The following is a 25,474-nucleotide window of genomic DNA, read 5'->3' as shown; positions in this document are numbered from 1 at the left end:
TATATATTTTAAAATCAAATTCTTTAATTTCAGGCATCGACTATTACCAACATATACCGTGACTTTTGTAACAATTTCACACTTGTTAACATCTATTTTTCCATACGGAATGTATAATATTTATAGAAAAGCGTATTGTTACGAATATGTGAGCAGGCGCCTTTATAGAGGACCGTGCTCTCATCTTCTGCGCATACTGCCTATTCGGAAACCTGAACGCTGCGCTGTCCACCCCCATTCGGGGGCGCGGCGAGCGTGGTGTTGGTTTCCGCAGAAGAAGATAAGGGATTGTTGGATGAATATGTTGGTGGGGAAGACTCTCGGTGGTTATCGCCTGATCCGCCTGGCCGAGAGTGGAGGGATGGGTGACATCTACTTAGCACAGCACATGCGTATTGGGCGCAAAGTGGCTATCAAAGTCGTTTGTGGAGACCTGCGGGCCGTGCCCAACACACCCGAAGGCAAGCAGGCAGCAGCGCGTTTTGAACGTGAGGCACGCGCGGTTGCAGAACTTGATCATGAAAATATTTTGTCGCTCTATCACTTTGGGGATGAGGTCCTTGAGCAGGATGGGCAGGGCATTACCTATCTCGTCATGCCTTTTATGTCCGAAGGCTCACTCTGGAACTGGCTACAAAAGCGCACACAGCAGTATGGCTTTGGCTGGCCTATCTCGGCTGAAGAGGGTGGCTACTACCTGTTACAGGCAGCGGCGGCCTTGCAATATGCACATGATCATGGGATTATCCACCGCGACATTAAGCCAACGAACTTCCTGATTCGCGTTGAGCGTGGCTATCCTAAGGGTATGCAGCACCTCAATCTGCAACATATCTTTCCTCATGGGCGACCCAAGCTACTCCTGGCCGACTTTGGCCTGGCCGCATTCTACCGCAATGGGCGCTCCCTGCATCGCTCGGTTGGGACACCGCTGTACATGGCCCCGGAGCAGTTCGATGATCCCACCCTGGCAACCTCGGTGCATGTGGGCCCCGCCGCGGACCAGTACGCCCTGGCGGTTATGATGTATCAGCTCATCACCGGGCGCGCGGTCTTTGAAGGCACGGCGTCACAGCTCTTGCATCACCATCATAACACCTCCCCAACACCTCCCAGCGCGCACATCCCCTCACTGCCATCAGAGCTCGACGAAGTCTTTCTTCGCGCGCTGGCAAAGAAACCTGAGCAACGCTACCCCAACATAATGGCATTTGCACAGGCCTATGACACCGTTCTCCAGGAGCGAACGCAGGTCAAGATGTACGCCCAGGGGCGTTCCCTTGACAGTAGAGGCGACATACATGTGGAGGAGGCCGCGTTTGTTATCGATAAACAGCGCGAAGCGACGACGCTGCCCATGCCCCCCCTGGACAAGGTTATCGGCAAAGCCCATGGTCCCGAGCAGCTGCCTACCATCTCTTCCGCGACCGTGCACGCAGCAGCCGTACACGAGGAGGCACCATTGCCACAGCAATCCTCGCTAGAAGCTATTGTCGAGCAGCATCCCAGACTTTCCTCGATGTTGCCTGCTGGCATCTCCTCTCGGAGTCTCCAATTACGGACACTCCCGCTGCACTTACTCCAGCAATCGACGGCCTTTGGAGTAATTATTGTGGGCCTCGTCTTTTTACTTTTACTCACGACAGGCATGCTACTCACCATGCTCCTGCTGGGCCATGGCAGATAACACAGCGGGGGAGCAAGCTTCCGCTGTGCGACGATTTCAACCTCCTCTGCTGTAAGGCTGGCTCTGTATTCCTACACTTTACGCGTTAAGGAGGCCTCCTCGTAGGTCGCGATAGTTCGATAGCCGAGGCGCTCATAGCAGCGCAATGCCGCAATATTATCGGTCTTGACATTCAGGCCAATGTGCTCTACCCGCGTGAGCAACTCCTGACTCAGGCGCGCACAGACCTCTGTCCCCAGCCCTCTCCCTCGCCATTGGGGATGCGTGGCTACGCTTCCAAGAGCGGCAGCCTTATAAGGCTCAGAATAGACATGGATACCAGCAATACTCTGTAATGCACCCGCGCGCTCACCAACTGTAGCAGCACGAATACCGCAGAAACAGCCTGTCTCAAGCATCCTTGGATCAAAGAAATTATTAGGATAACTGACCCGGTAGAACTCCTCAATTTCAGGAAGATCGCGCGGACCTAAAGCTATCGTTTGGGAGGTGTTGATAGTTTGCAGCCGCCTGGAATCCTGGAGAAGCATTTTCATATGCGTTCCATAAGAACGCAGCGTGTAGGCCTCCTCTATTATATCCAGTATCCAGGGCGAGAGGTGGGCATCCAACTGCGAGGGCAAGAGTGGCAATAGCAGGCGCATAAAGAGGCGCATGCCCTCCTCATCATGATCCGTCAGAGCCAGCAAAACGGGCGTTTGGCCGCCGATATAGAGCAAGGCCAGCTGGTGGATCTCCTGCCCATCCATCAGGGCATACCAGCAGGTATAAGGCCAGAAGAAGTCATCCAGGTCACCCAGGTGATAGAGATACAAACCTACGTTCTTTAATAGATATTTTTCGATCTTCTCTTTATCGTGTAGAGCTTCAATATGCATAAACTATTAATATGGAACCTTTCAGTGGTTTACGTTGTAGGGTCCATGCCAGCATGGACCCCGAGCGAAGCGACCATCCTACGGCGGAAAATTGGCCTGCGGGCCGGATGAGTCCATGCCAGCATAGACCCTACAATTTGGTGAATGGTTAGGCCTTCATGCTCCAGGCCCTGGCACGCTTACGCGCTTTCTGCGCCTCTTGTGCATTCCCCAGAGATTCATAGACCTCGGCCTTTAAGAGCCAGGCCCGTGTATACCCTTTATCCATCTCGGTGGCCTCGTTGAGCGCATCCAGCGCGGCCCGGTTATGGCCCAGGCGTGAGAGTGCCTCGGCTTTATTGCACCAGGCCACCGCGCTGCGAGGATTGACTGTCAGCGCGCGCGTATAGGCATCCACGGCCCCGGTGTAGTCGAGCAGGCTGGAATGCACATTGCCCAACCCGTTCCAGGCCTGAAAGCTCCTGGGGTCCAGCGCCAGCGCCTGTTGATAGGAGGCCAGAGCCTCCTCGGGGAGATTCATATCCAGTTGTGCGTCGCCCTTCCCGTTCCAGGCCGCCACATACTGTGCATCGAGTGAGAGCGCACGCTCAAAGTGGACCAGGGCCTGCTGATAGCGTTGGAGGCGCATCAGGACCAGGCCAGCGCTTACCCAGACCACCGCGTTGCCTGAATCAATCTCCGTCGCGTACAGATATGCGTCCAGGGCCTTGCGGTAGTATCCCTGGTTATAGAGAGCCGTGCCCTTGCCATTCCAGGCATAGAAATTCAGCGGATCCATACCCAGGGCCTCTTCGTAGGCCTGCAAGGCCTGCGAGTAGTGCTGTTGCTCAAGAAAGCGATCGCCCTCCTGGCATTTTTCAGTAATGCTCATAGTACTGGCATTTGAGCGGCGTTGCGTGAGCGGGGCGCTCTGATGCTTGCCCGTGTTGCTCATGTTCAGAGGTGCCGACGAGGGACGCGCAGTCGGGCGCGAGGTTGGCTGTGTATGCGCCTCTGGCTGGACCTGCTGTGGCGGAGTCGGGTGGCGAACACGCTGGATCTTGGTGCTCGTGGTAAAGGCCTGCTCAAAAGCCTGCATAAACTGCTGCATATCGCTAAAGCGGCTATCGGGTTTAGAGGTCATGGCACGCATGACGACCTCATCCAGCGCCTGGGGCAAATCTGGATTGAGCGATGAAACCGGAGGAACCGTTCCCCCGGCGGGGTCCAGGGGATGATAGCCAGTTAGCAGCTCATAGAGGACAATGGCGCTCCCATACTGGTCGCTTCGTGGATCTACGACGCCACTGGTCTGCTCGGGGCCATATAACCCACCGTGCCGCGCACCGTCACCGTTCGACCGACACGCTCCCCCGGTTCGAGCGCGCGCGCAATGCCGAAATCTGTAATCACCAGGCGGTGATCATCCTGGTGTAACAAAATATTCTCTGGCTTGATGTCACGATGAATAACCGGGCGCGGGCGAGTATGTGCATAGCTCAATGCACCCGCGAGTTGCAGGAAACTGCTCTTGGCCTCGGAGAGAGGCAAAGGGCCATTGGCCTGCGCGAGACGCGTTCTAAGCGAGCCTGCTGTATAGAGAGGCATCACCAGAAACACACTGGGGCCATCGCGGCCATAGTCGAGGACTGGCGCAATATTTTGATGGTCGAGGGTCGCGGCAATACGGGCTTCCCGCAGGAAATGCTCGTGCTCACTGTTCGTCGTTCGACTTGGAAGCAGGACCTTGATCGCAATATAGCGCGAGAGGTTACGATCTACCCCACGAAAAACCGCCGCGTAGCCACCTTTACTAAGCAAAGCATCCACACGGTATCGACCCACTAGCATAGTATGTATGAGTGGTAAGGAACAGGCACGGCAAAATAAATCGCTGTCCCGGTTTTCATAGCCACAATCAACTTGATCGGCGCAGCGTCGCATTCCCTCCTCCGAGTCGTAGGTTTAAAATTTACCGCGGGCAGATGCTTTTTCTCATCCACCACCTAAGAGCAGCCTGATTCGATCCACTGTCCGGCAGCAACCACCAGTGGTATGTTGGCCCGGTCTACGCTTCACACACCACCCACGAGCCTGTTATGAGGCTTCGCTTCCATTCGCTCGCTGCTCCAGTGAGCGCGCCCACTCCTGGCATGAGATAGCCTCCTGCTTCCTCCCCAGGCGCTGTAAAACAACCGCCCGGTTATACCAGGCGTCTGGCTCATCTGGCGCAAACGAGGTTGCCTGGTCAAGCGCGGCCAGTGCCTCATCCAAACGGCCAAGTGCATACAGCGACAAACCTTTGTTATTCCAGGCCGCAATGTAGTGGATATCTCCCGCCAGTGCCCTGTCAAAAGCCATAAGGGCCTCTTCATACCGTTGCAATTCATGCAGCAAGCTGCCTTTATTGTACCAGGCAGAAGTCAGGCCGTCGTCATATTGCAGGGCACAATCATAAGAAGCCAGGGCGTCTTCGAATTTCTGCTGAGCAGCAAGAACATTTCCTCGATTATACCACGCCCCCGCCATAGTTTGATCAAGTGTCAGGGCATGGTCATATGCCACCAGGGCCTCCTCATAGCGCTTCAAGTCGCGCAGGTCGTTGCCTTTATCAAACCAGAGCGTCGCGTTCTCCTGCTCAAGCTCCAGGGCCTCTTCATGCAGAGGGAGAGCCTCTGCCGCATCGCCCAGGCGACGCAAAATATTGCCTTTGGTGTCCAGGGCGGAGACATTGTTGGCATCGATTTCAAAGACACGATTGACGGCGATCAGGGCCTCTTCATAGCGGTGGAGGCTATAGAGCGTATCGCTCATGGCCTGCCAAACAACGCTCTGACGGGGATCGAGGAGCAGAGCCTTGTCAAAGGCCATCAATGCCTCTTCAGACTTCCCCTGCTCCGCCAGGGCCATACCACGTCCACTCCAGGCATAAATATAGTTCGGGTCGTAGCGCAACGCCTGCTCATAGCAATCCATTTCTTCGTCGAAGCGACGTAGCTCATGCAACACATTGGCGCGCGAGGTCCACAATTCTGGATCGTTTGGGCAGAGCGATATAGTGTGATCATAGGCCAACAAGGCCTCATCCAGTTGTTCCAGGCTTAAAAGGGCCGCGCCCTTACCTGCCCAGGCTTCAATCGAAACCACATCCTGCTCGATAGCCTGTTCATAGTAGCGCAAGGCGGCCTCATACTCCCCCTGCTCATACGCCACATGGCCGCGCGTTAATGGATCGGGCTGGCTCTCCTGCGGCCGTTTCGCATTTTTTAGTTGCGAGAGCGCAGGCATACGTATCACGGTGGCATCATCGTCGCCATTGATATCCAGCGCGAACTCTTCGCTACCAGCCGAGGCATTCCAGGCCAGTTGAGAGTGCTCCTGCTGGCTATTTCCGCGCCCCCCCGCTGTTCAGCCTTGATCAAAAATACCAGGGGACCATCCTGACCATAATCCAGGACACGCACACTTCCCGGATCTTCAACACGCTCTGAGAGCGAGGCCGCAAGCTCGGCATCCTGAAGAAACTCCTCACGCTCGCCCTCGGTCGCGCTCTGGGGTATTAAAGCACGCACGAGCACAGACTGTCCCTGGTGGCGATCTAGCGCGCGCAAAGTGACTGTCTTACGCTCTTTAAGCGCAAGCTCCTGGACCTCATAACGTCCCTGTAAAAATATTCCTTCTAAGGGGATACCGCAATGGGCGCAAAAGCGCGCCTTTTCTCGATTGGCAAAGCCACACCCCTCTAAATCTAGACACATCCCCATAGACACGCTTCCTCCCTAGCCTGCGCACTATCTCTAACTATTGCCATACAAAAGACTTTATTGCCACTACTGTAGCGAAAACGTTATGACCTTGTCAATGTAATATGCTACATTTTGTAGTACATTATGAAAACAGGAAAGAAAATACTATATTTGCCTGCATTATACGCCACTACTCATCCTCGCTCGACACATGCCTTCTCTGGTAAACGTCTGACAGGTCAAACTTTTGCAGATGGACCTGCGCGCCCAGCCTTTTTACGGTCTACTTATAACTATTCTCCAAGGACTATAGCAAGGAACAGACACACTTGCAAGCAATCTCGATGATTACCCTCCTCTATTCAGTATATGCGAGGGGCAACATCCGCTTGAAATAGAATCTCGATATGTCCTGTTTTTCAAACCTGGGGAGGCTGATACTGGTTATACGAAACAGCCAGGCCATTCGCTGCACCTGCGCGTCATCTCCTCCTCACTTCTGGCCCTCTGCCTACAATGATCCCTCCTGATCACAGCTCAATCCCAGTTCCTTGACCTTTTGCACTTGCGCGCTCAGGGTAAGAGGGATGGGTCTGGCAAGCGTACGTCTTGGCGTGGAACTGTTATATAATAACAGGAGTTATAGATATATAAGGTCACAGGGCGACCGTTGCACCTGGTTGGTACACAAGCTCATTCTGCAACGACAAGTCTCCCTCCCCATTAGTTCACGCCATTAAAGGATTTTTTTATGACGGCATACAAAGATGTATTTAACGCCCGTACGCCACTCGAAGGCGCCCACGAGACCACCCACTACTTCCGTCTCGGCGCGCTTGAGCAACATGGCGTACAGAATTTAGATCACCTGCCTTTTACGGTGCGCATCATCCTCGAAAACCTGCTCCGCCATGCCGATGGCGACCTGATAAAGACGGAGGATGTCCTCTCGCTCGCTAACTGGACGCCTGGTAAGGCCACGGGAAATGAGGCCGAGTATCCCTTCCTCCCCGGGCGTGTGCTCTTGCAAGATTTCACCGGGGTACCCGCCGTCGCCGACCTGGCCGCGATGCGTTCGGCAGTGGCTCGGATGCAGGGCAATCCTGAGAAGATCAATCCGCTCGTACCCGCCGACCTGGTCATTGACCACTCGGTTCAGGTCGACGCCTTTGGCTCACGCATGGCCTTTGCGCAGAACGTCGAGCGCGAATATGAGCGTAATAGCGAGCGCTATGCCCTGCTTCGCTGGGCGCAGCAGGCATTCAGCAATTTTCGCGTCGTTCCACCTGGAACAGGTATTGTCCACCAGGTCAACCTGGAGTACCTGGCCTCAGTCGTGATGACGAAAGAGGATGATGGGACGCAGGTCGCCTATCCCGATACCCTGGTTGGCACCGACTCGCACACAACCATGATCAACGGCCTGGGCGTGCTGGGCTGGGGCGTCGGCGGTATCGAGGCCGAGGCCGTGCTGCTGGGACAACCCCTCTACCTGCTAACTCCCGAAGTCATCGGTATGCGCCTGACCGGCGCGCTGCCAGAGGGCGCGACTGCGACCGACCTGGTTCTGACGGTCACGCAGATGCTGCGCAAACGCGGCGTGGTGGGCAAGTTTGTCGAGTTCACTGGCCCTGGCCTGAGCTACCTGGCGCTGGCCGACCGCGCGACGATCTCCAATATGTCGCCCGAGTTTGGTGCGACCGCTACGCTCTTCCCAGTCGATGCCGAGACCATCCGCTACCTGCGAGACACGGGCCGCGATCCCAAGCTGGTTGACCTGGTGGAGCGCTACACCAAGGCCCAGAGCCTCTTCCGTACCGATGAGACCCCCGAGCCACAGTTCGACGACTTGCTGGAGCTGGATCTGAGCACGATTGAGCCTAGCCTGGCTGGTCCCCGTCGTCCACAGGATCGCGTCGCCATGCAGTCGCTGGGTACAGCGTTCCGTAATGCATACGCAGACCGCTTCAAGGCCGCCGCCACCAATGTGACAGTCGAGAGTCCTATCAATCGCCTGGGCAACGAGGGTGGCATCGCGACTCCTAGCTCAGTTGAGCAGAAAGAGGACGCGGAGAGCCAGCTAGCCAGCGGCAATGGCAATGGTCATAGCGTGCTTGAGGGAAAAGATATTCTGGTCAACCTGGATGGGCAGCAGGCTCACCTGCGCCATGGCTCGGTCGCCATCGCGGCCATCACCAGCTGCACCAACACCTCCAACCCCTCCGTCATGGTCGCGGCAGGTCTGCTCGCCAAGCGCGCCGTTGAAAAAGGTCTCAAGGTCAACCCGGCTGTCAAGACCAGCCTGGCCCCTGGCTCACGCGCGGTTATTGACTACCTGCGCAACGCAGATCTCCTCTCCTCCCTTGAGGAGCTACGCTTCAACCTCGTGGGCTATGGTTGTACCACCTGTATTGGCAATAGCGGTCCGCTACCCGAGCCAGTTGCCGAGGCCGTTCAGGAGAATGACCTGGTTGTCGCCGCCGTGCTGAGCGGAAACCGCAACTTCGAAGGACGCATTCATCCCCAGGTGCGTGCAAGCTTCCTGGCATCGCCCCCCCTGGTCGTGGCCTACGCCCTGGCAGGCACTGTCGATATCGATCTGGCGCATGAGCCGCTAGGCACCAACGACAAAGGCGAACAGATCTACCTGCGCGATATCTGGCCCAGCCAGGAAGAGATTCGCCAGCTCGTCACGAAATCGGTTACGCCCGAGGTCTACGCTGAGAACTATAGCCGCGTCTTCGAGGGTGACGAGCAGTGGCAGGCACTCTCCAATTCGACCGGGCAACTCTTCGAATGGGATCCTGAATCGACCTATGTGCGCGAACCGCCTTTCTTTCAGAACATGAGTGATCAGCCCACGCCCGTAAAGGACATTCATAACGCACGCGTGCTGGCCGTACTCGATGACTCCATCACGACCGATCATATCTCGCCCGCGGGCAGCTTTGCTCCCAATAGCCCGGCTGGTCAATATCTGCTTGAGCATGGTGTGCAGCGCCGCGACTTCAATACGTATGGCGCGCGCCGTGGCAACCACGAAGTGATGATGCGCGGTACCTTTGGCAACATTCGTCTGCGCAACCGCCTGACCAATGGCAAAGAGGGCTACTACACCGTTCACCTGCCCGATAGCGAAGAGACCACCATTTATGATGCCTCTATGCGCTATCAGCAGGAGGGAACACCACTATTGATCATTGCAGGCAAGGAGTATGGTTCCGGTAGTTCCCGTGACTGGGCGGCCAAAGGTCCCTTGTTGCTAGGTGTACAGGCCGTAATTGCCGAGAGCTTTGAGCGTATCCATCGCAGCAACCTCGTCGGCATGGGCATCCTGCCCCTCCAGTTCCGCTCTGGCGAGAGCAAAGAGTCTCTGGGCCTGACCGGTCACGAGACCTATGATATCCTGGGAATTGAGCAAGACCTCAAACCACGCCAGACCGTGACTGTGAAGGCCACGCGTGAAGATGGTTCTACCTTCACCTTCGAGACTATCGCCCGCCTGGATAGCGCGATTGACGTCACCTATTATAAGAACGGCGGCATCCTGCTCACCGTGTTGCGCCGTCTCGCGCAGGACTAGCAGTAGAGATGTGAAAAGAGTGTAGCGCACACGGTGACAGCCGCAGGCTGTCACCGTGTGCGCTACACTCTTTTCACATCTCTTGCAGAATAGTGATACAATAAGAGCATGAGCGAGCATCTCTATCTGACACCACAGAGCCGGAGCTATCTACGCGCCATCCAGCAAAGCCTTGATACGCTTGATCCACGAGGCGAACCACTCGTCTTGCCGCTGCCCGGCTCTCCCAGGCCCACTGGCGATCTCATTGTTTTCACTGGTTCTTTTAATCCACCGACCCTGGCCCACCTGGCGATGCTCAAGCAGGCTTACTCTTATACACGAAGCCATGCGCCTATGCGCCTCTATGCCGCGATGAGCAAGCAGACCGTCGATAAGGAAAATATCTCACGCCCCCTCTTTCTGGATCGCCTCGCGCTCCTGGATCGGTTGATGAGGCGCTTCTCCGGATCCGGCATTCTACTCTTCAACCGGGGCCTTTACGTGGAACAGGCGCGCGCTATACGGCAGAGTTTTCCTCGAGTGCACAACATCTACTTTCTGATGGGCTTTGATAAGATTGTGCAAATCCTCGATCCTCAATACTATACGGACCGCGATGCCGCGCTCCAGGAACTCTTTGCCCTGGCCAAACTCCTGGTCGCGCCACGTGGAGAGGATGGGCCAGAGGCATTGCAGGCGCTTTTGCAGCAGGAGGAGAACACACGCTTCGCGCGCTACATCGAGCCACTCCCGCTTAGCAATGCCTATCGCGAGATCTCTGCAACCCACATCCGCAACCAGGACACGGGCTATACTCAGGCTATTCCACACGAGGTCTGGCGCTTTATGTGGCGCACGCGGGCCTATGCCCCTCCACTTCATACCACAAATGGCGGGGCAATCGATGTCTATGCGAAGCGCGTAAGGGAGCTAACTCGTCTATTAGGAACGCCGCCAAGCTAAAGCAAGAATACAAAAGGGTATAGGAGTAGCGTGTCAGGTGTGAGGCGGGTTGGCAGCCGAAGGCTGCCAACCCGCCTCACACCTGACACTCGTATATTCACGAGGGGTTGATCTGGCGGAAGGTAAAGCGGATCGAGCCGATTTGCACAATATCGCCATCACGTAACACCTGTTGCATTATGCGTCGCCCATTGATGTAGGTTCCCGTCGCGGAGCGTTGATCAATTAACTCGTACATGCCTCCGGCAACCTCATGAATCGAGGCATGGTGGCGACTCACCGCGAGGTCTTCCAGAAAAATATCGCATTCCCGGCTCCGTCCAATGGTCATATTGGATACAACCTCTAATTGACGCATGGAACTCTGGCCGCCAGAAGGATAGAGGTAAGCAGCCGAGACGGGTTGCGAATCAGGCTCCTTGCCAATAAGGGATTCTCGTCCACGTGAGGAGGCCAGTTTGAAGGGGCGGGTCCCCTCGCTATCATAAAAGACCATCTGAGTATGGCCAAATTTAAGCTCATCGCCATTGGAGAGGAGTTGCTCTTGCGTAGGCTGATCGTTGACAAAGCTATCGCCACTGCCATGATCGTCACGTACCACAAACCCCTCGGGGAGACGCAAGATCCTGGCTTGTTTCCGATGGACAGTAATATCTTCCAGAAAGATATCGCACTCTCGACTGCGTCCGATAGTGGTACAATCCTTCCATAATTCTACCCGTTTCCCCACGAGCGGTCCCTTTTGGATGAGCAAATATGCACTCGTTGAAAAATCCTGATCCATAACACTCCACACAACGCTAGCTAAACGCCGATAAACATACCGGCACAAGGGCCTCATCGTCACATGCCAACTGAGTATAACGAATTGCATCGAAGGGTGTCAAGTTTTTCCAAATTGTACATTTTAGTTATTAAAAGAAAATACACTTATTGTTTCTTGACTATAATAATGCGCTCTTCGCCGCCCCTCAATCACATCGCTGCCATACGCTGCCCCTGTGTATACGCACCTCTTGCTCCTATCAGTATACGCTTTGGTTTGCCTTATGTTTGTCAATCTTCATTAATACTCCTTACCTAGTTCTCCATGAGTAATCCAGAATAAGGTGTGTGTGATGGTGGGTTGGCTCTGCCAACCCACCATCACACACACCTTACTCCTGAGCGCTGCAGGCGCGAAGGATGGTGCTAGCGACCTCATACCGGGAAGTTGTATGATACATGCATATACATGAATACATATAGTGGCGAGACATTCCTGTTCGTTTCCATAGAAGAAGTTACTCATTTTTTTGCAAAGGAGCACACTGCGTATGACCCAACAAGCAGGGCACCAGGTTGCCATTGATTTTGACGTTCCAGCGCAAATGCGCGATGGCACGATCTTGCGCGCCAATGTGTATCGACCCGCCGGAGAAGGGAAATGGCCAGTTCTCCTGACGCGCCTCCCTTATGGCAAGGATCTCCCCATTGGCTCTTCGCTGCTAGATCCACTCCAGGTCGCGCGTCGGGGCTATGTCGTCATTGTGCAGGATACGCGTGGGCGCTTTACCTCCGGGGGCGAATGGAACCCCATGCGCTTCGAGGCCGAGGACGGCTACGATACGGTGGAATGGGCCTCTAAGCTACACTACAGCAACGGCATTGTAGGTATGTTTGGTATCTCCTATTTCGGCTTCACCCAGTGGGCGGCTATGACCCAACAGCCACCTGCCTTGAAGGCCGCCGTACCGGTGCAAACCTGGAATGATCCTCTCAATGGTGTGACCTTCCGCGGAGGTGCCCTGGAGTTGGGGACCACCGCCCAGTGGCAAATGTCGATGGGTATCGATGTCTTGATGCGCCGCTACCGGGGCGAGGCCGATCCGCGCAAGCTGGGGGCCGCGCTCTACCAGCTTATTCACGATATCGACGCGCTGGGTACTCAGGGTTATACCTCGCTCCCTCTGAGTGAGTTCGCCCCGCTCAAGCGCAACGATGTCTCACCCGCTTTCTTTGATGCATTTGAGTATGAGATGCAGCGCGAGCGCGTTGAATATATGACCATTCTGGGTCAGCACGAGAAGGTAACGGTCCCGACCTTTAGTATCGCGGGTTGGTATGATATCTTCCTCAAGGATACCATTGAGAACTTCAGGATTATGCGCGAGCAGGGAACCACGCCAGAGGCACGCCAGAGTAAGCTACTCGTTGGCCCCTGGAGCCATGGCGGGATGATGAATCCCATTGGCGAGCTGAACTTTGGCATGGGAGCCAGCGCGGCCTTTATCGACCTCAAGATTGACCTGGTCAGCCTCCAGGTACGCTGGTTCGACCACTACCTGAAACAGGTGGAGAACGGCGTCGAGAGCGAGGCCCCCATTAAGCTCTTCGTGATGGGCGCCAACACCTGGCGCGATGAGCAGGAATGGCCGCTAGCACGCGCCGTCGAGACGCGCTACTACCTGCATAGCGCGGGACACGCCAATACCCTTGCTGGCGACGGCACGCTCAGTACCACGGCCCCCGAGAGCGAGGAGCCTGATAACTACATCTATGATCCAGCCAATCCAGTGCCCACCCGTGGCGGCGCACTGCTGATGACTCCCGAGTACCGCTCCGGCCCCTACGATCAGCGCTCCATTGAGCAGCGCGAGGATGTCCTGGTCTATAGCACACCTGAGCTTGAGCAGGATGTAGAGGTCACCGGGCCTATTACGGTTCACCTGTGGGCAACATCAAGCGCACCCGATACGGACTTTGTGGCACGCCTGGTTGATGTACATCCCGATGGCTACGCGCAGAATCTGACGGATGGTATTATTCGCGCACGCCACCGCAACTTTGCTCAGGGTGAGGCCTCTTCGCTGATCGAGCCTGGCAAGGCCTATGAGTACGTCATCGACCTCTGGGCCACCAGTAACCTCTTCAAGCAAGGGCATCGCATCCGCGTTGATATCACCAGCAGCAGCTTCCCGCGCTGGGACCGCAACCCCAACACGGGCCAGCCGCTGGGGAATGATGCCGAGTTCCAGGAGGCACACCAGACCATCCTGCACGATGCAGAGCACCCCTCTCACATCCTGCTCCCCATCATACCTGTAAGTGCATAAAAGATGACCATGAGGGTCCGGGCAATGTCCGGACCCTCATGGTCATCTTTTATGCACTTACAGGCGGGGGAAGAGTACGCCACCGGGAACAACCTGGGTAAGGTCGTGTGCGCCCCAGTGCCCCTCTGTGCGCCATGCTCCATTCGCTAGAGGTTCCAGACCTAGCTGCTCACGCAGGCGGCGCGAGGTGGCGGGGATAAAAGGCGCGAGCCAGAGCGAGAGCAGGCGCAGAGCCTCCGCCGCCGTGTAGAGCACGGTATCCAGGCGTTCCTCCTGCCCGGGCTGTTTGGCAAGCTTCCACGGCTCGCTCTGTTCGATATACAGGTTGACGCGCCGCACACAGCGCCACGCCTCCTCCAGAGCACGCCCTGGCTCCCATTCCTCAAGAGCGTGGCCCACCAGTGCTCCGCCCTGTACTACCAGGGCCTGTACCTCTTCCTCCAGAGGCGTCACACTGCCTGGACGAGGAATGGTTCCGCCACGAAAGCGCTTGATGAGTACCACCAGGCGTTGTAGCAGGTTCCCCAGGTCATTTCCCAGTTCGTCGTTATAGGCACGCAAGAGACCCTCACGCGTGAAGTTGCCATCAGCCGTCAGCGAGAGGTTGCGTAGGAGGTAATAACGTAGCGCATCGCTACCAACTACGTCCACAAGCGCACTCGGCGCGATGACATTTCCCGATGACTTGGAGAAACGCCTCCCCTCCAGCGTGATAAAGCCATGCACGGCAACCTGCCTGGGCAGTGGCAGCCCCGCCGAGAGGAGAATGGCGGGCCAGTAGAGACAGTGGAAACGCGTGATATCCTTGCCAATCACATGGGCGTCCGCGGGCCAGTAACGCGCAAAGCGCTCCTCATCCTGGAGAAAGCCAATCGTGGTCAGGTAGTTGGTCAGGGCATCAAACCAGACGTAGAGCACCTGCTGTGGATCCTCGGGAACGGGAATCCCCAGTTCTCCAGTCCTGGACGCACCTGGCGCGAGATGGAGAAATCCCTCAGCCCCTGCTTAATAACGCCCAGTACCTCGGCCCGGCGCGAAGTTGGAACAATAAAGTCAGGATGCTCCTCGATATATGTGCGCAACTGGTCCTCGTAGCGCGAGAGGGCGAAGAAGTAGTTCTCTTCGTTCAGCCACTCGGGCGAGATTGAAGGATGATCGGGACAATGCCCATCGCGCAAATCCTCGTCCTTATAGAAGTTGTTACAGTTGGGACAATACCAGCCTGAATAGGTGGTACGGTAGACATCTCCGCGCACCCAGGCACGGCGAAAAATCTCCTCCGCGACCTTCCGATGCACCTCCTCCGTCGTGCGAATCCAGCGATCATAGCTGATATCCAGTTTGCGCCACTCCTCGCGGAAGCGCGCCTCCAGGGCCGCGACCCATGCATGAGGCTCGGCATTGGCCTCGCGAGCCGCGCGCAAAACGTGCAGACTGTTCTCGTCCAGGCCCGTGCTAAAAAACGTATCATCGCCCAGTAAACGATGATAGCGCGCCTGGATGTCCGCGATGACCTTCTCCAGCGCGTGCCCCACATGAGGCGCCGCATTAGGGTAATCAATCGCGGTCGTAATGTAGAAATGCCCAAAGAAGCTCCCGGCCCCGGCAACCTCTCCTACACGTTCAGACAAACTCTCTAGTGGTTGTTTCACATTCATGATTTCACCTCTTGTCGTCCAGAAAAACTAGCGTCACATCACCTGGAGAAAAGCAAAAGAAGAGGTGTGAGCGGTATCGCTCACACCTCTTCTTTTGCTTTTCTATCCCCTGCGCTCACCTCAATAGGTCTGAGCGTGGTCTGGGGGTCGAGAGGAACAGCGATACCCGGCCCGATGCCATCATCATCGACATCTGGTCCATAGCAACACACATTGACATGTACATGTTTTTCTGTTGCAGGGTCATCGTGTTCTCTCTTAAATGCTATACTCTTGGTAGGACAGTTAACGAAAAACTCTACATCTACCTACCTTCTTCAGTGTACAGACAAAGCCATGCAGTGTCAAGCAGCAGGATGAAGAGCTATCGGCGCAAAACCTGAAGAAATTGAGGGAGCCGTGTACACGCCAGGGGCATTTGCATCGTCTCCATAGTATATAATCTACCTGTAAAAAGCATATCTAGCGATGGATAACACTACAGCCCAAGCGCTTATTCCTGGCCCTCCGTTATCCATAACGCTATTTCAGTCTAATTACGCCTATATGAAAAGGAGCTGACAATGGCTGTAATTCACACTTCGCATGTGAAGCTACCCGTCAATGGTGAGGGTGCCTATGCTTTCATCGCCCAGCCCGATGACGATGCTAAGCATCCTGGCGTTGTCCTGATTCAGGAATGGTGGGGGATCGAACCTCATATTCGCGACCTGGCGCAGAAACTGGCGCTTGAGGGCTTTGTCGTCGCCGTGCCCGACCTCTTTCATGGCAAAATCGCCTCTGAACCTAACGACGCCATGCGCTTAATGATGGCAACACGCGAAAATGTGGATCGCGCGGTCAACGAGATCATTGGCGCACTTAACACCGTGAAAAATATGGATAACGTCGAACCCAAGAAGCTGGGCCTGATGGGCTTCTGCTTTGGAGGCTTCCTGGCATATACCGCGGCGGCGCACTATCCTGACCTGGGCGCGCTGGTGCCATTCTATGGCGGCGGCTATGATCCCAAGCCTGAAGAGGTCGCACGCGTGAACGCGCCCGTCTTCGCCGTCTATGGTAGCCAGGACGAAGGCATTCCCCCGGAACAGAGACAGAAGATTGAGAAGCTCTACAAAGATGCCGGGAAAGATTTTACGATCAAGGTATATGACGCCGGACACGCCTTCCTCAATCCAGATCACGGCATGGGCAATGAAGCGGCGGCCGCCGATGCCTGGCCACGGGCCATCAATTTCCTGAAAGAGCATTTAAAGTAACCTGATGTGCAACTTTTGGGCTTAAACTCCTCGCGCCTCTGCGCTTGCCCCGATAGATGGTGTGGCACGTCCTGGTAGCCAGCGGCTGCCAGGACGTGCCACACCATCTATCGGAAATAAAAGGATCGCTATTTCATGCTTGATACTCACACTCTATTGCGCCACCATCTTGAGGCCGTCTGGTATATCCAGATTCCTCCACTCACGCAGACACATACCATCGTACTAGCGCCACACCAACCACCCTGGCACCTCTGCATCGCTACACTCCAGCCCACTAATGAACAGCTCTACATCTGGCGCTCTGATGTCACTCCCCAACAGGGCGAGCAACTCCTTCAACATGCCAGGCAGCTACAGGCAGCTACAGAAGTAAAGGCAGTTTCACAGGGAGTTAGCGCCAGCCGTGAGGTCGCGCTTGTTCAGACAGCTACGCCTGCTATGGATCTCGCTGAGGCGCGGCGGCTCGCCCGACGCATCTCGCCCGACGAACGCCATATCATCGCTACCTTCTTGCCAGAAGATGTAGACTATTTTAGTGCGCCCCAGCAGCAACCAGTCTTTGGCGTTGTGGAGCATGATCGCCTTGTGAGCGTAGCCCATAGCTCGCGGCGCACACCAGATGCCTGCGAACTGGGAGTGGAGACACTTCCCGAGGCTCGCCACAAAGGTTACGCCCTGGCGGCTACTCTCCTCTGGGCCGAAGCCATCACGCAAGAAGGCCTGCTTCCCATCTACAGCGCCCTGGCCAACAACCACGCCTCCCTCCGCCTGGCTCACAACGCCGGCTACCGCCCCTTCGCCCACGCCCTCCAACTCACTCTCACCTAACGACAAGCCAACGTTTCTGCTCCTGGAGAAGTCCAAGCCAGCTTGGACCCTACAACTTGCCACGCCACGCGTGACTCTCCGGGTAAGGATGTGTGATAGCCTCGGGGCCAAGCCACGACGCCACCACACATCCTTATCTATGCGAAGCGCCGCAGGCGCTGAGAAGTCCAGCATAAAGATAGTATTAAAACACCCCTAAAATATGCCAAGAACATGAAAATCACGAAAAAACATGGTATAGTCCCCGTTTAGAAAAGTACAACGAACAAACGCCGTTGTTGCGGCAACACACTGGTAGCGTCGCACTGCTCTTTTCCAGGAAAGAAGGCACCATCCTATGCACCAAAGCGAAATCGCCCTCCTGCGCCAGCGCATCGCCGAAGAATATGAAGCGATCAAACAGGGACTAAATGGACTGGCCTGGGGCACGGCCAAGCATGAAATTATGGATCTTCGTATGAGACGTGTGGACCAGTATCAAGGGCAATTAGCGCGACATATCGGTGAGTCAGAGGCAACACTTGCGATCTATGACCTCTACAACCAGGTCATGGGATAACTAGCAGACACCCATCTCTTGTGCTGTTCTGAACTACCCAGCGCCCTCACTTTCAGAAAGAGGGAGAGATTCCATTCTGGTGGAGGTCTCTCCCTCTTTCTTTTTACCTCTTTGGCGTGACTGCTCCCGCCTACGGCGCTCGCCTGGGTAGGTGGTATGGTGGATGCTGCCAACCGCAGGTTGGCAGCATCCACCATACCACCTACCCAGATATTGTTATACAATAAGGCTGAGAGAACGACTATCTTATCCTCATGGAGCCAAACCAAGGAGTTTTTCATAGATGACTTTTCCTCTGTACCCCAAAACGGAGCAGCAACAATACCTTCTTACCCTCGCTGGAGAATTAGCTGAAACCTTTGCCAAACGTGCCCACGAGAACGACTGGGCGGGCATCTTTCCACTGCAAAACTATGATGACCTGCGCGACGCAGGCTATCTCAAACTCAGCGTCCCCAAAGAATATGGCGGCCTGGGGGCCAGTCTGATCGATGTGGTGCTGGCACAGTACCGCCTGGCTCAGGGCGATGCCTCGACCGCGTTGGCCGCCAGTATGCATATCGCCAATATCGCCAAGATGGCCGAGAACGCAGGTGATGAGCACAACGAGTTCTTCGCCAATATCTGCCGCGCAGTGGTGGAAGACGGAGCCATGCTGAACGCCGCGCTGAGCGAGCCTGCCACCGGGAGTCCCAGTCGCGGAGGCCTGCCCACAACAGTCGCGCGCCGCCAGGAAGATGGCTCATGGATCATCGATGGGCGCAAAACCTTTACCACTGGAAGCCATGCCCTCTCCTTCTTCCTCACGAGCTGCGCCATTGAAGACGAGACCAACCTGGAACCCATTGAGGCCGAGCGCGGCCAGTTCCTGATTCCACGCACCGCCGAGGGCCTGCGCATTGAAGATACCTGGAACACCGTTGGGATGCGCGGCTCTGGCAGCAATGATGTCATTTTAGAGCATGTCCACATCCCGGCCGAAGCCTATATGGAGCGCGAGCTTCCGGCCAATCCAGAGGCTAAGCTGCGCCTGAGCGCCTGGTCCTTCCCCACCGTGGCGGTCTACCTGGGTATTGCCCAGGCGGCGCGCAACGAGGCCGTTAACTTCGCGCGCCGGAGGCGCCCCAATTCAATCAAGCAGCAGTCCATCGCCGCCATCCCGCATGTGCAGGAAAAGATCGCGAAGATGGAGCTGGCACTACTGCAATGCCATGCCGTCTTCTTTGGCATTGCCGAGCAGTTCAGCCAGGACCCTGAGAGCGTGCCCGCGAGCCAGTTCGCCGCCGCCAAGTACCTGGTGACAAACCACGCGGTTGAGATCGTTGACCTGGCCATGCGCCTGGTGGGTGGGGCCAGCCTCTCACTCAATTTCCCCCTCCAGCGCTACTACCGCGATGTGCGAGCCGGCCTGCATCATCCTCCTATGGACGATGTGACCCTCTCGTCCCTCGCCAAAGATGCCCTGGAACAAGAGTAAGTAAGGAAGACAGGCATGCGACTACGACGTTCAGAGCTGTCTACACCGGGCAGCAATGAGTATATGCTGCGGAAAGCGGCGGCAAGCCAGGCCGACCTGGTCATCCTCGATCTAGAAGACGCGGTCTCGCCCGATGCCAAGGGCGAGGCACGCGCAAAAATCGTTGAGGCCCTGACCACCCTTGACTGGGGGAAGAAGACGCGCGCCGTGCGTATCAATAACCTGGAGAGCGAGTATGCCTACCAGGATATCATCACCATCGTGGAGGAGGCCGGGGAACAGCTCGACATCTTGATCATCCCCAAGGTCAAGGCTGCGCGCGATATCTGGTGGGTCGATGTCCTGCTCACCCAGATTGAGAAGCGCCTGCACCGCACACATCCCATTCGGCTGGAGGCCTTTATCGAAGAGGTCGAGGCCATGCTGCATATAGAGGAGATCGCCCGCGTCAGCCCACGCCTGGAGGCCTTGATCTTTGGCCCTGGCGATTATAGCGCCTCGCAAGGCGTGGATAGCCGTGGTATCGATGGCTCCTTTGAGATTTACCCTGACACCTGGTATTACGCGCGCAACAAGATCGCCATCGCGGCGCGCGCGGCAGGCATCGATGCCATCGACGGCGCCTACGCGAATTTCAAGGACCCCGAGGGCTACCGCCGCGAATGCTTACGCGCTCGCGCGCTTGGTTTCGTCGGCAAATGGGCCATTCACCCATCCCAGTTAGAGATCGCTAACCAGGTCTTCTCGCCAACAGCCGAAGAGATCACTGAGGCTCGCGCCATTGATCAGGCCTACCGCGAGGCCCAGACCCGGGGCGTGGGGGCCATCGCCGTCAACGGCAAGATGGTTGACGCGGCGATCGTGCGCAGCATTCAGAATACCCTGCGCAAAGCCGACCTGCTGGGTCTCTAGGCGCCACCTATTGATATTGCACCTGCTTTTGGAGGAGGGGTGGAAGTTCATTCAGGGGAAGGTTGGTATGTTGCAGGAGAAAGAGCTTGAAGGCGCGGGCCGTGGCCGAAAGATTCTTCTCCTTGAGGTGAAACAGGCGCCACTGGCGCATTACGGGGAAGCCATCGACATCCAGCATGACCAGACGGTTGGTCTCCAGTTCCATATCGATGGCGACGCGCGAGATGAGGGCGATGCCCAGACCCGCCTGAACCCCCTGCTTGATGGCGCTATTATTTCCCACCTGCATACTCACTAGCAGAGGCAGGCCCGCGTCGCGGAAGACCGTTTCCAGGGCTGCGCGCGTCCCCGATCCCTCCTCACGCATGAGAAAATGTTCGCGTGCCAATTCAGTCAGGGGAACGCCTTCGCAATTTGCCAGGCGATGGGAAGGGGTGCCGACAATGACCAGTTCGTTAGCAGCGAAAGGCGCGACAAACATAGGGACATCGCTCGGAATACGTCCCATAATCCCCATATCGATCCGGTTATGCACCAGTGCGTCTACCAGGTAGTTATGGTTGAAGACCTCAAGTGTAATCTCAACCTGCGGATACATCTGGCGAAATTTCCCCAGTAGCTTGGGGATAACATATGTGCCCACGGTCGTATCCGCACCGACACTTAAACGCCCGTAGTGAGGGCTACGGAGCGCCTCCATCGTATCCAGCGTCTCATCGATCAGAGTAAAAATTTTCTGGCTGTAGAGATACAATTCCTCGCCCGCCTGCGTCAGATGAGTCCGGCGTCCAATTTTATCAAAGAGCTTAACGCCTAGCATCTCCTCTAATTGGCGAATCTGCGCCGAGACGGCTGGCTGGCTAAAATGCAGTTCCTCGGCAGCCCGTACATAGCTACAGTGTTTCGCGACGACCTGAAAGGTTGCCAGTTGATGCAGATTGATATTGCGCACACGTACCCCCTGCGTTTGGAACACTAGAACCAGATGCCTCTCCTATCGAAGTTTACCACACCGCCTAACTACATGCGTGTGGATTATAGCACTCACAGCATTTTTATGGGCCGATCTCAGGAAATATTCCCGCGATCTATCTGAGGGTCCCGCGATAGGTATTCATTCAGCTGGTGGCCCGCGCCACGCACCGTGATCAGGAAGCGGGGCGCGCGTGGATCGTCGCCCATGTGCCTGCGTGTACGTTCCACCAGGGCATCCAGGCGCGCATCGTCCGTCGCCGAACTATATGCCTCGTTGTATACGGCGCTCGTAGTGTCGCGACGCGAACAGACCTCGCCCGCATGGTCTGCCAGGTAACGTAACAGGCGAAGCTCGTGCGGGCGCAAGTAATCGGGTTGGAGCACACCATCAATCCAGCAACGGTAGCGCGTAAAATCAATCTGAAGCCCGGGCGAGGCGGCAGAGAATTGCTGCGATATATACGCCGCCAGTAGCGGCGAGAAGCAGCGATAGGTCTTACTACGCGAGGATTCCGCCAGCACGCCCTTGAGTTGCAGCCACGCGAAGAGGTCATTTACCTGGCGATTGGTCAGTTGTTGCGAGACCGTGGCTTTGACGAGCTGGCCTTTTTGCAACTGCTTTAAGCACTGCTGCTCCGGTTCGCTGAGACTCTCCCAGAGCTGTTCACATTTACTGTTAATCGTTCCATTGCGCAGTAACTTCTCGCTCAGGGTCGTGATACTCTCTCGTTCCTGAAGCGCCACCTGGCCCTGTTCAAGCAATAACAGCGTGGTACGCAACAGGCCATGATGCCCACCTGTTACCTCGAAGAGCAGGCGTTGCAGGCTCACAAGAGGAAGAGGAAAACCTTCATGCAAGGCGGCGGGTAGTCCCCTCTCGATAAGTAGATAAGCGTCCTCCCGCTCAAGGGGCCTGACGCCAAGCACGCGCCCATTCACCAGTTCAGAAAAAGCGTCACTCATCTGCTTCCGTGTCCGCGTCTCACCGAGCAGTTTCGGCGGATTATTACTCGCCAGAACATAGCAGACGCGCCCCTGCGCCCGGTAGCGCAAAGCCTGCAAGAAGCGCAGGAACTGTGGCTCAACCTGGGTATAGACGCTATCCAGCTCATCAAAGAAGTAGACCAGTGTCAGTTGCTCATCCTGCTGCATAAGCTGCTCTACGCGCTGGAGCAAGAGTGTACTGGCGATATCCTCATTGGTGAGGAGCAGGGGATTTTCCTCGGCAGGTGGAAGATCATACCGGCGCATGACCTCGTTCAAGAGCAAGGCCATGCGCCGGTAACAGGCCAGAGCCGATATGCTTGTCAGCTCGTGGGCACTGAGCAAGAGGCAATGCATATGTTTGGACTTCTCACCAAGATAATGCTCAAGCACTGAGGGCGTGGCTAGATGCTGCATGAACCGGCTTTTTCCCACGCCATCCATCCCCAATAGAGCGCAGGAATTTCCAGCACGTAAGGCATTCATGACATTTTCGGCATCCTGCCAGCGGAATTGCAAAGGTCTTTCAGGTTTGTTATCCACTAGTCTCATTCCTTTTTCGCAACCTTAGCATGGCACCCTAGAGAATATTTCCCTCTTCTATCAAGACATCATATTAAGGGAATTTTATGACAAAAAACATTCTCCCTCACTTACGTAGACGCTTTTCCTGAGAGGATAAAAAAAGCGGGGTAGTGAATGTGGTGTGTGCTGGCGGCTTGAAGCCGCCAGCACACACCACATTCACTACCCAATATATCTTTAAACGGTTATCTCTTAGGGCTAATTTCGCGAATCATTTTTCTCCTTATGAGGCATTGCAACTTCTCCTGGCGAGGGGATACAATGCAACTGAAATACAGGAGGTGCCGAGTCATGAGTATGCAATCAATTAATCCAGCTAATGAAGAGCTTATTGAGACATACACGCCGTATACTGAAGACCAGGTCAATGAGGCTCTGGACCAGGCGCACAAGGCATTTCGAGAGTGGCGCGCCCTCTCCTTTGCTGAGCGTGGACGCCATTTCCAGCATTTAGCCTCCTATTTACGTGAGCATAAGGCCCAACTAGCCCAACTGGCCACCAGCGAGATGGGGAAATCCATCGTCGAGTCGGAGGCTGAGGTCGAGAAGTGTGCCTGGAACTGTACCTACTACGCGGAGAACGCAGAACAGTTCCTGCACGATGAGCGCATCGAGACGGATGCGCAAGAGAGCTATGTCGCCTTTCGCCCCCTGGGTGTGGTGCTCGCGCTCATGCCCTGGAACTTCCCCTACTGGCAAGTCTTCCGCTTCGCCGCTCCATCGCTGATGGCGGGCAATACAGCGGTGTTAAAACATGCCTCCAACGTCTCGGGAGTCGCGTTAGAGATTGAGCGCATCTTCCAGCGCTGTGGCTTCCCCGAGGGCGTCTTCAGAACCGTCCTTGTTCCAGGTTCCAAAACCCATACCCTGATCGAGGACCCACGCATCGCCGCCGTGACACTGACCGGGAGCGAGAAGGCTGGTATTCAAGTAGCCTCTACCAGCGGCCAGGTCCTAAAGAAGACGGTGCTAGAGCTGGGTGGCTCCGATGCCTTTATCGTCCTGGAGGATGCCGACCTGGACGCCGCCGCGCAGACAGCCGTCAAGGCACGCTTCCAGAACGCAGGGCAGAGCTGCATCGCCGCCAAGCGCTTTATTGTGGTAGAGTCTGTCGCCAAAGCCTTTGAGGAGAAATTCGCGCAGGCTACCTCGCAGCTCAAGGTGGGAGATCCCCAACAAAGAGAGACTCAGATGGGTCCCCTGGCGCGCGCTGACCTGCTCGAGAACCTGGAGCAGCAGGTGCGCAAGTCGCTAGAGATGGGGGCACGGCTCTTACTTGGAGGAAAGCGCCTGGAGGGCAAGGGCTACTTCTATGCACCAACGATTGTCACGGGCGTAACCCCTGAGATGCCGCTCTTCCGTGAGGAAACTTTCGGCCCTGTGGCGGCAGTGGTCACCGCACGCGACACGGAACATGCGATTGAGCTGGCTAATGACTCCGACTTTGGCCTTGGCGGCAACCTCTGGACACGCGATATTAAACAGGCTCGTAAACTCGCTAGCCATTTAGAAAGTGGTGCTATATTCCTGAACGGTATGACAGCAAGCGACCCGCGTTTGCCATTTGGAGGAATCAAACATAGTGGATATGGGCGTGAACTCTCAGTGTTTGGCATCCGCGAGTTCGTCAATGTGCAAACAGTGTGGATTGGCCCGAAGAAAGAGGCCAGTGCTCCCCAGGTAATAAGCGAGTAGGCGCTAGGTCTAAGTAAGCGGGAGATGCCTGATAGCATCTCCCGCTTACTTAGACCAGGGGACCTGGGCCTTCGGGCCAGCCGTGGAGGAAGGTATCGACGTCGACATTATTGAGCACAGCCTCATCGAGTTTGGCGCGGCTAATATCGGCATCCTCGACGTCGGCATTCGAGAAATTGGCGTACTCCAGATTGGCTTCATGGAGGTCGGCGCCAACAAGGTCGGCGCCACTGAGATCGACGCCCCTCATATTTGCGCCAAAGAACGAGGTAAAGCGCAGGTGGGCCCCAGCCAGGTTTGCTCCTGTGAAGTTCGCGTTATGGCACTCGGCTCGCGAGAGAAAGGCGCCCCGTAAGTCCGCGTTATGGAGATTGGTACGCATGAGTTGTGCCGCCTTCAAGTTGGCGCAGCGCAAGTCGGCCCCACTGGCATCAGCGTCCCTGAGATCCGCTGCCTCCAGGTCGACATCGCGCAAATCGAAACCACGCATAGAAGCCCGGCGAAGATCCGCGCCATACAGGTCCGGGCGCACCTCCTGGTGTTCAGCACGCCAACGCCGCCACGTCACCTCACCCGCCAGTAATGCATCCAACTGTTCTTGCACTGCCATAATTTCCTCCTAGCAA

The 25,474-nt window shown here is 55.9% G+C and carries 21 protein-coding genes; 10 read left to right on the top strand and 11 right to left on the bottom strand.

Going from position 1 to position 25,474, the window contains the following annotated elements; translation table 11 throughout:
- The first annotated feature begins 295 nt into the window (after positions 1–295).
- A complete protein-coding gene (locus KTE_RS18485; RefSeq protein ID WP_201383374.1) occupies positions 296–1,687 on the top strand; it encodes a serine/threonine-protein kinase in 1,392 nt (463 codons plus the stop codon).
- Positions 1,688–1,758: 71 nt separating this feature from the next.
- On the opposite strand, the gene KTE_RS18480 is transcribed toward KTE_RS18485, so the two are convergent.
- From KTE_RS18480 to KTE_RS18460, 5 genes are all read right to left on the bottom strand, one after another.
- On the bottom strand, positions 1,759–2,502 hold the full coding sequence (locus KTE_RS18480; RefSeq protein WP_201383372.1) for a GNAT family N-acetyltransferase: 744 nt from the start codon (positions 2,500–2,502) through the stop codon (positions 1,759–1,761).
- Positions 2,503–2,713: 211 nt separating this feature from the next.
- Complete coding sequence (locus KTE_RS18475) at positions 2,714–3,697, bottom strand: tetratricopeptide repeat protein (protein ID WP_201383370.1); 984 nt, start codon at positions 3,695–3,697, stop codon at positions 2,714–2,716.
- A gap of 143 nt (positions 3,698–3,840) precedes the next feature.
- Entirely contained in the window at positions 3,841–4,374 is a 534-nt protein-coding gene (locus KTE_RS18470) for a serine/threonine-protein kinase (protein WP_201383368.1), read from the bottom strand.
- A gap of 267 nt (positions 4,375–4,641) precedes the next feature.
- Positions 4,642–5,832: a tetratricopeptide repeat protein gene (locus tag KTE_RS18465; protein WP_236600667.1), complete on the bottom strand. Its 1,191-nt coding sequence runs from the start codon at positions 5,830–5,832 to the stop codon at positions 4,642–4,644.
- Between the two features lie 5 nt (positions 5,833–5,837).
- Positions 5,838–6,308: a zinc ribbon domain-containing protein gene (locus tag KTE_RS18460; protein ID WP_201383364.1), complete on the bottom strand. Its 471-nt coding sequence runs from the start codon at positions 6,306–6,308 to the stop codon at positions 5,838–5,840.
- A 733-nt stretch (positions 6,309–7,041) separates the two neighbouring features.
- Here KTE_RS18460 and KTE_RS18455 point away from each other — a divergent pair.
- Both KTE_RS18455 and KTE_RS18450 read left to right on the top strand, forming a co-directional pair.
- Positions 7,042–9,873, top strand: a complete 2,832-nt coding sequence (locus tag KTE_RS18455) for an aconitate hydratase (RefSeq protein WP_201383362.1) — start codon at positions 7,042–7,044, stop codon at positions 9,871–9,873.
- 108 nt (positions 9,874–9,981) lie between these two features.
- Positions 9,982–10,818: a hypothetical protein gene (locus KTE_RS18450; protein WP_201383360.1), complete on the top strand. Its 837-nt coding sequence runs from the start codon at positions 9,982–9,984 to the stop codon at positions 10,816–10,818.
- A gap of 97 nt (positions 10,819–10,915) precedes the next feature.
- Here KTE_RS18450 and KTE_RS18445 read toward each other — a convergent pair whose 3' ends face one another.
- Positions 10,916–11,602, bottom strand: coding sequence for an FHA domain-containing protein (locus KTE_RS18445; protein ID WP_201383358.1), 687 nt, complete (start codon positions 11,600–11,602; stop codon positions 10,916–10,918).
- Between the two features lie 532 nt (positions 11,603–12,134).
- Between KTE_RS18445 and KTE_RS18440 the strand changes: the two genes are divergently transcribed.
- Positions 12,135–13,913, top strand: coding sequence for a CocE/NonD family hydrolase (locus tag KTE_RS18440; protein ID WP_201383356.1), 1,779 nt, complete (start codon positions 12,135–12,137; stop codon positions 13,911–13,913).
- 57 nt (positions 13,914–13,970) lie between these two features.
- On the opposite strand, the gene KTE_RS49625 is transcribed toward KTE_RS18440, so the two are convergent.
- Complete coding sequence (locus KTE_RS49625; protein WP_374226780.1) at positions 13,971–14,831, bottom strand: methionine--tRNA ligase; 861 nt, start codon at positions 14,829–14,831, stop codon at positions 13,971–13,973.
- Positions 14,804–15,571, bottom strand: coding sequence for a class I tRNA ligase family protein (locus KTE_RS49620; protein WP_201383354.1), 768 nt, complete (start codon positions 15,569–15,571; stop codon positions 14,804–14,806). Before KTE_RS49620 ends, KTE_RS49625 begins: the two co-directional genes overlap by 28 nt.
- Positions 15,572–16,134: 563 nt before the next feature.
- Here KTE_RS49620 and KTE_RS18425 point away from each other — a divergent pair.
- From KTE_RS18425 to KTE_RS18405, 5 genes are all read left to right on the top strand, one after another.
- The gene (locus KTE_RS18425) at positions 16,135–16,830 is read left to right on the top strand and encodes a dienelactone hydrolase family protein (protein WP_201383351.1); all 696 of its coding nucleotides are present in this window, start codon (positions 16,135–16,137) and stop codon (positions 16,828–16,830) included.
- A gap of 135 nt (positions 16,831–16,965) precedes the next feature.
- Complete coding sequence (locus tag KTE_RS18420; protein ID WP_201383349.1) at positions 16,966–17,661, top strand: GNAT family N-acetyltransferase; 696 nt, start codon at positions 16,966–16,968, stop codon at positions 17,659–17,661.
- A 337-nt stretch (positions 17,662–17,998) separates the two neighbouring features.
- Positions 17,999–18,220 (top strand): hypothetical protein, encoded by a 222-nt coding sequence (locus tag KTE_RS18415; RefSeq protein WP_007911215.1) that lies wholly within the window; start codon positions 17,999–18,001, stop codon positions 18,218–18,220.
- A gap of 283 nt (positions 18,221–18,503) precedes the next feature.
- Positions 18,504–19,697: an acyl-CoA dehydrogenase family protein gene (locus tag KTE_RS18410; protein WP_201383347.1), complete on the top strand. Its 1,194-nt coding sequence runs from the start codon at positions 18,504–18,506 to the stop codon at positions 19,695–19,697.
- A gap of 15 nt (positions 19,698–19,712) precedes the next feature.
- Positions 19,713–20,609, top strand: coding sequence for a CoA ester lyase (locus tag KTE_RS18405; RefSeq protein WP_201383345.1), 897 nt, complete (start codon positions 19,713–19,715; stop codon positions 20,607–20,609).
- Between the two features lie 7 nt (positions 20,610–20,616).
- Here KTE_RS18405 and KTE_RS18400 read toward each other — a convergent pair whose 3' ends face one another.
- Positions 20,617–21,561, bottom strand: a complete 945-nt coding sequence (locus KTE_RS18400; protein WP_075164388.1) for a LysR family transcriptional regulator — start codon at positions 21,559–21,561, stop codon at positions 20,617–20,619.
- A 116-nt stretch (positions 21,562–21,677) separates the two neighbouring features.
- Positions 21,678–23,111 carry a winged helix-turn-helix domain-containing protein gene (locus KTE_RS18395; protein WP_201383343.1) on the bottom strand — a complete coding sequence of 478 codons (1,434 nt, stop codon included), beginning with the start codon at positions 23,109–23,111 and terminating at the stop codon, positions 21,678–21,680.
- Between the two features lie 333 nt (positions 23,112–23,444).
- On the opposite strand from KTE_RS18395, the gene KTE_RS18390 reads away from it, so the two are divergent.
- On the top strand, positions 23,445–24,848 hold the full coding sequence (locus KTE_RS18390) for an NAD-dependent succinate-semialdehyde dehydrogenase (protein ID WP_201383341.1): 1,404 nt from the start codon (positions 23,445–23,447) through the stop codon (positions 24,846–24,848).
- Positions 24,849–24,897: 49 nt separating this feature from the next.
- Here the strand turns inward: KTE_RS18390 and KTE_RS18385 are convergent, their stop codons facing one another.
- Positions 24,898–25,458: a pentapeptide repeat-containing protein gene (locus KTE_RS18385; protein WP_201383339.1), complete on the bottom strand. Its 561-nt coding sequence runs from the start codon at positions 25,456–25,458 to the stop codon at positions 24,898–24,900.
- Positions 25,459–25,474 lie beyond the last annotated feature (16 nt).

Origin of the sequence: Ktedonobacter sp. SOSP1-85 (assembly GCF_016587415.1) — a bacterium.
Taxonomy (GTDB): Bacteria; Chloroflexota; Ktedonobacteria; order Ktedonobacterales; family Ktedonobacteraceae; genus Ktedonobacter.
This window is presented reverse-complemented; position numbering and strand designations above follow the sequence as displayed.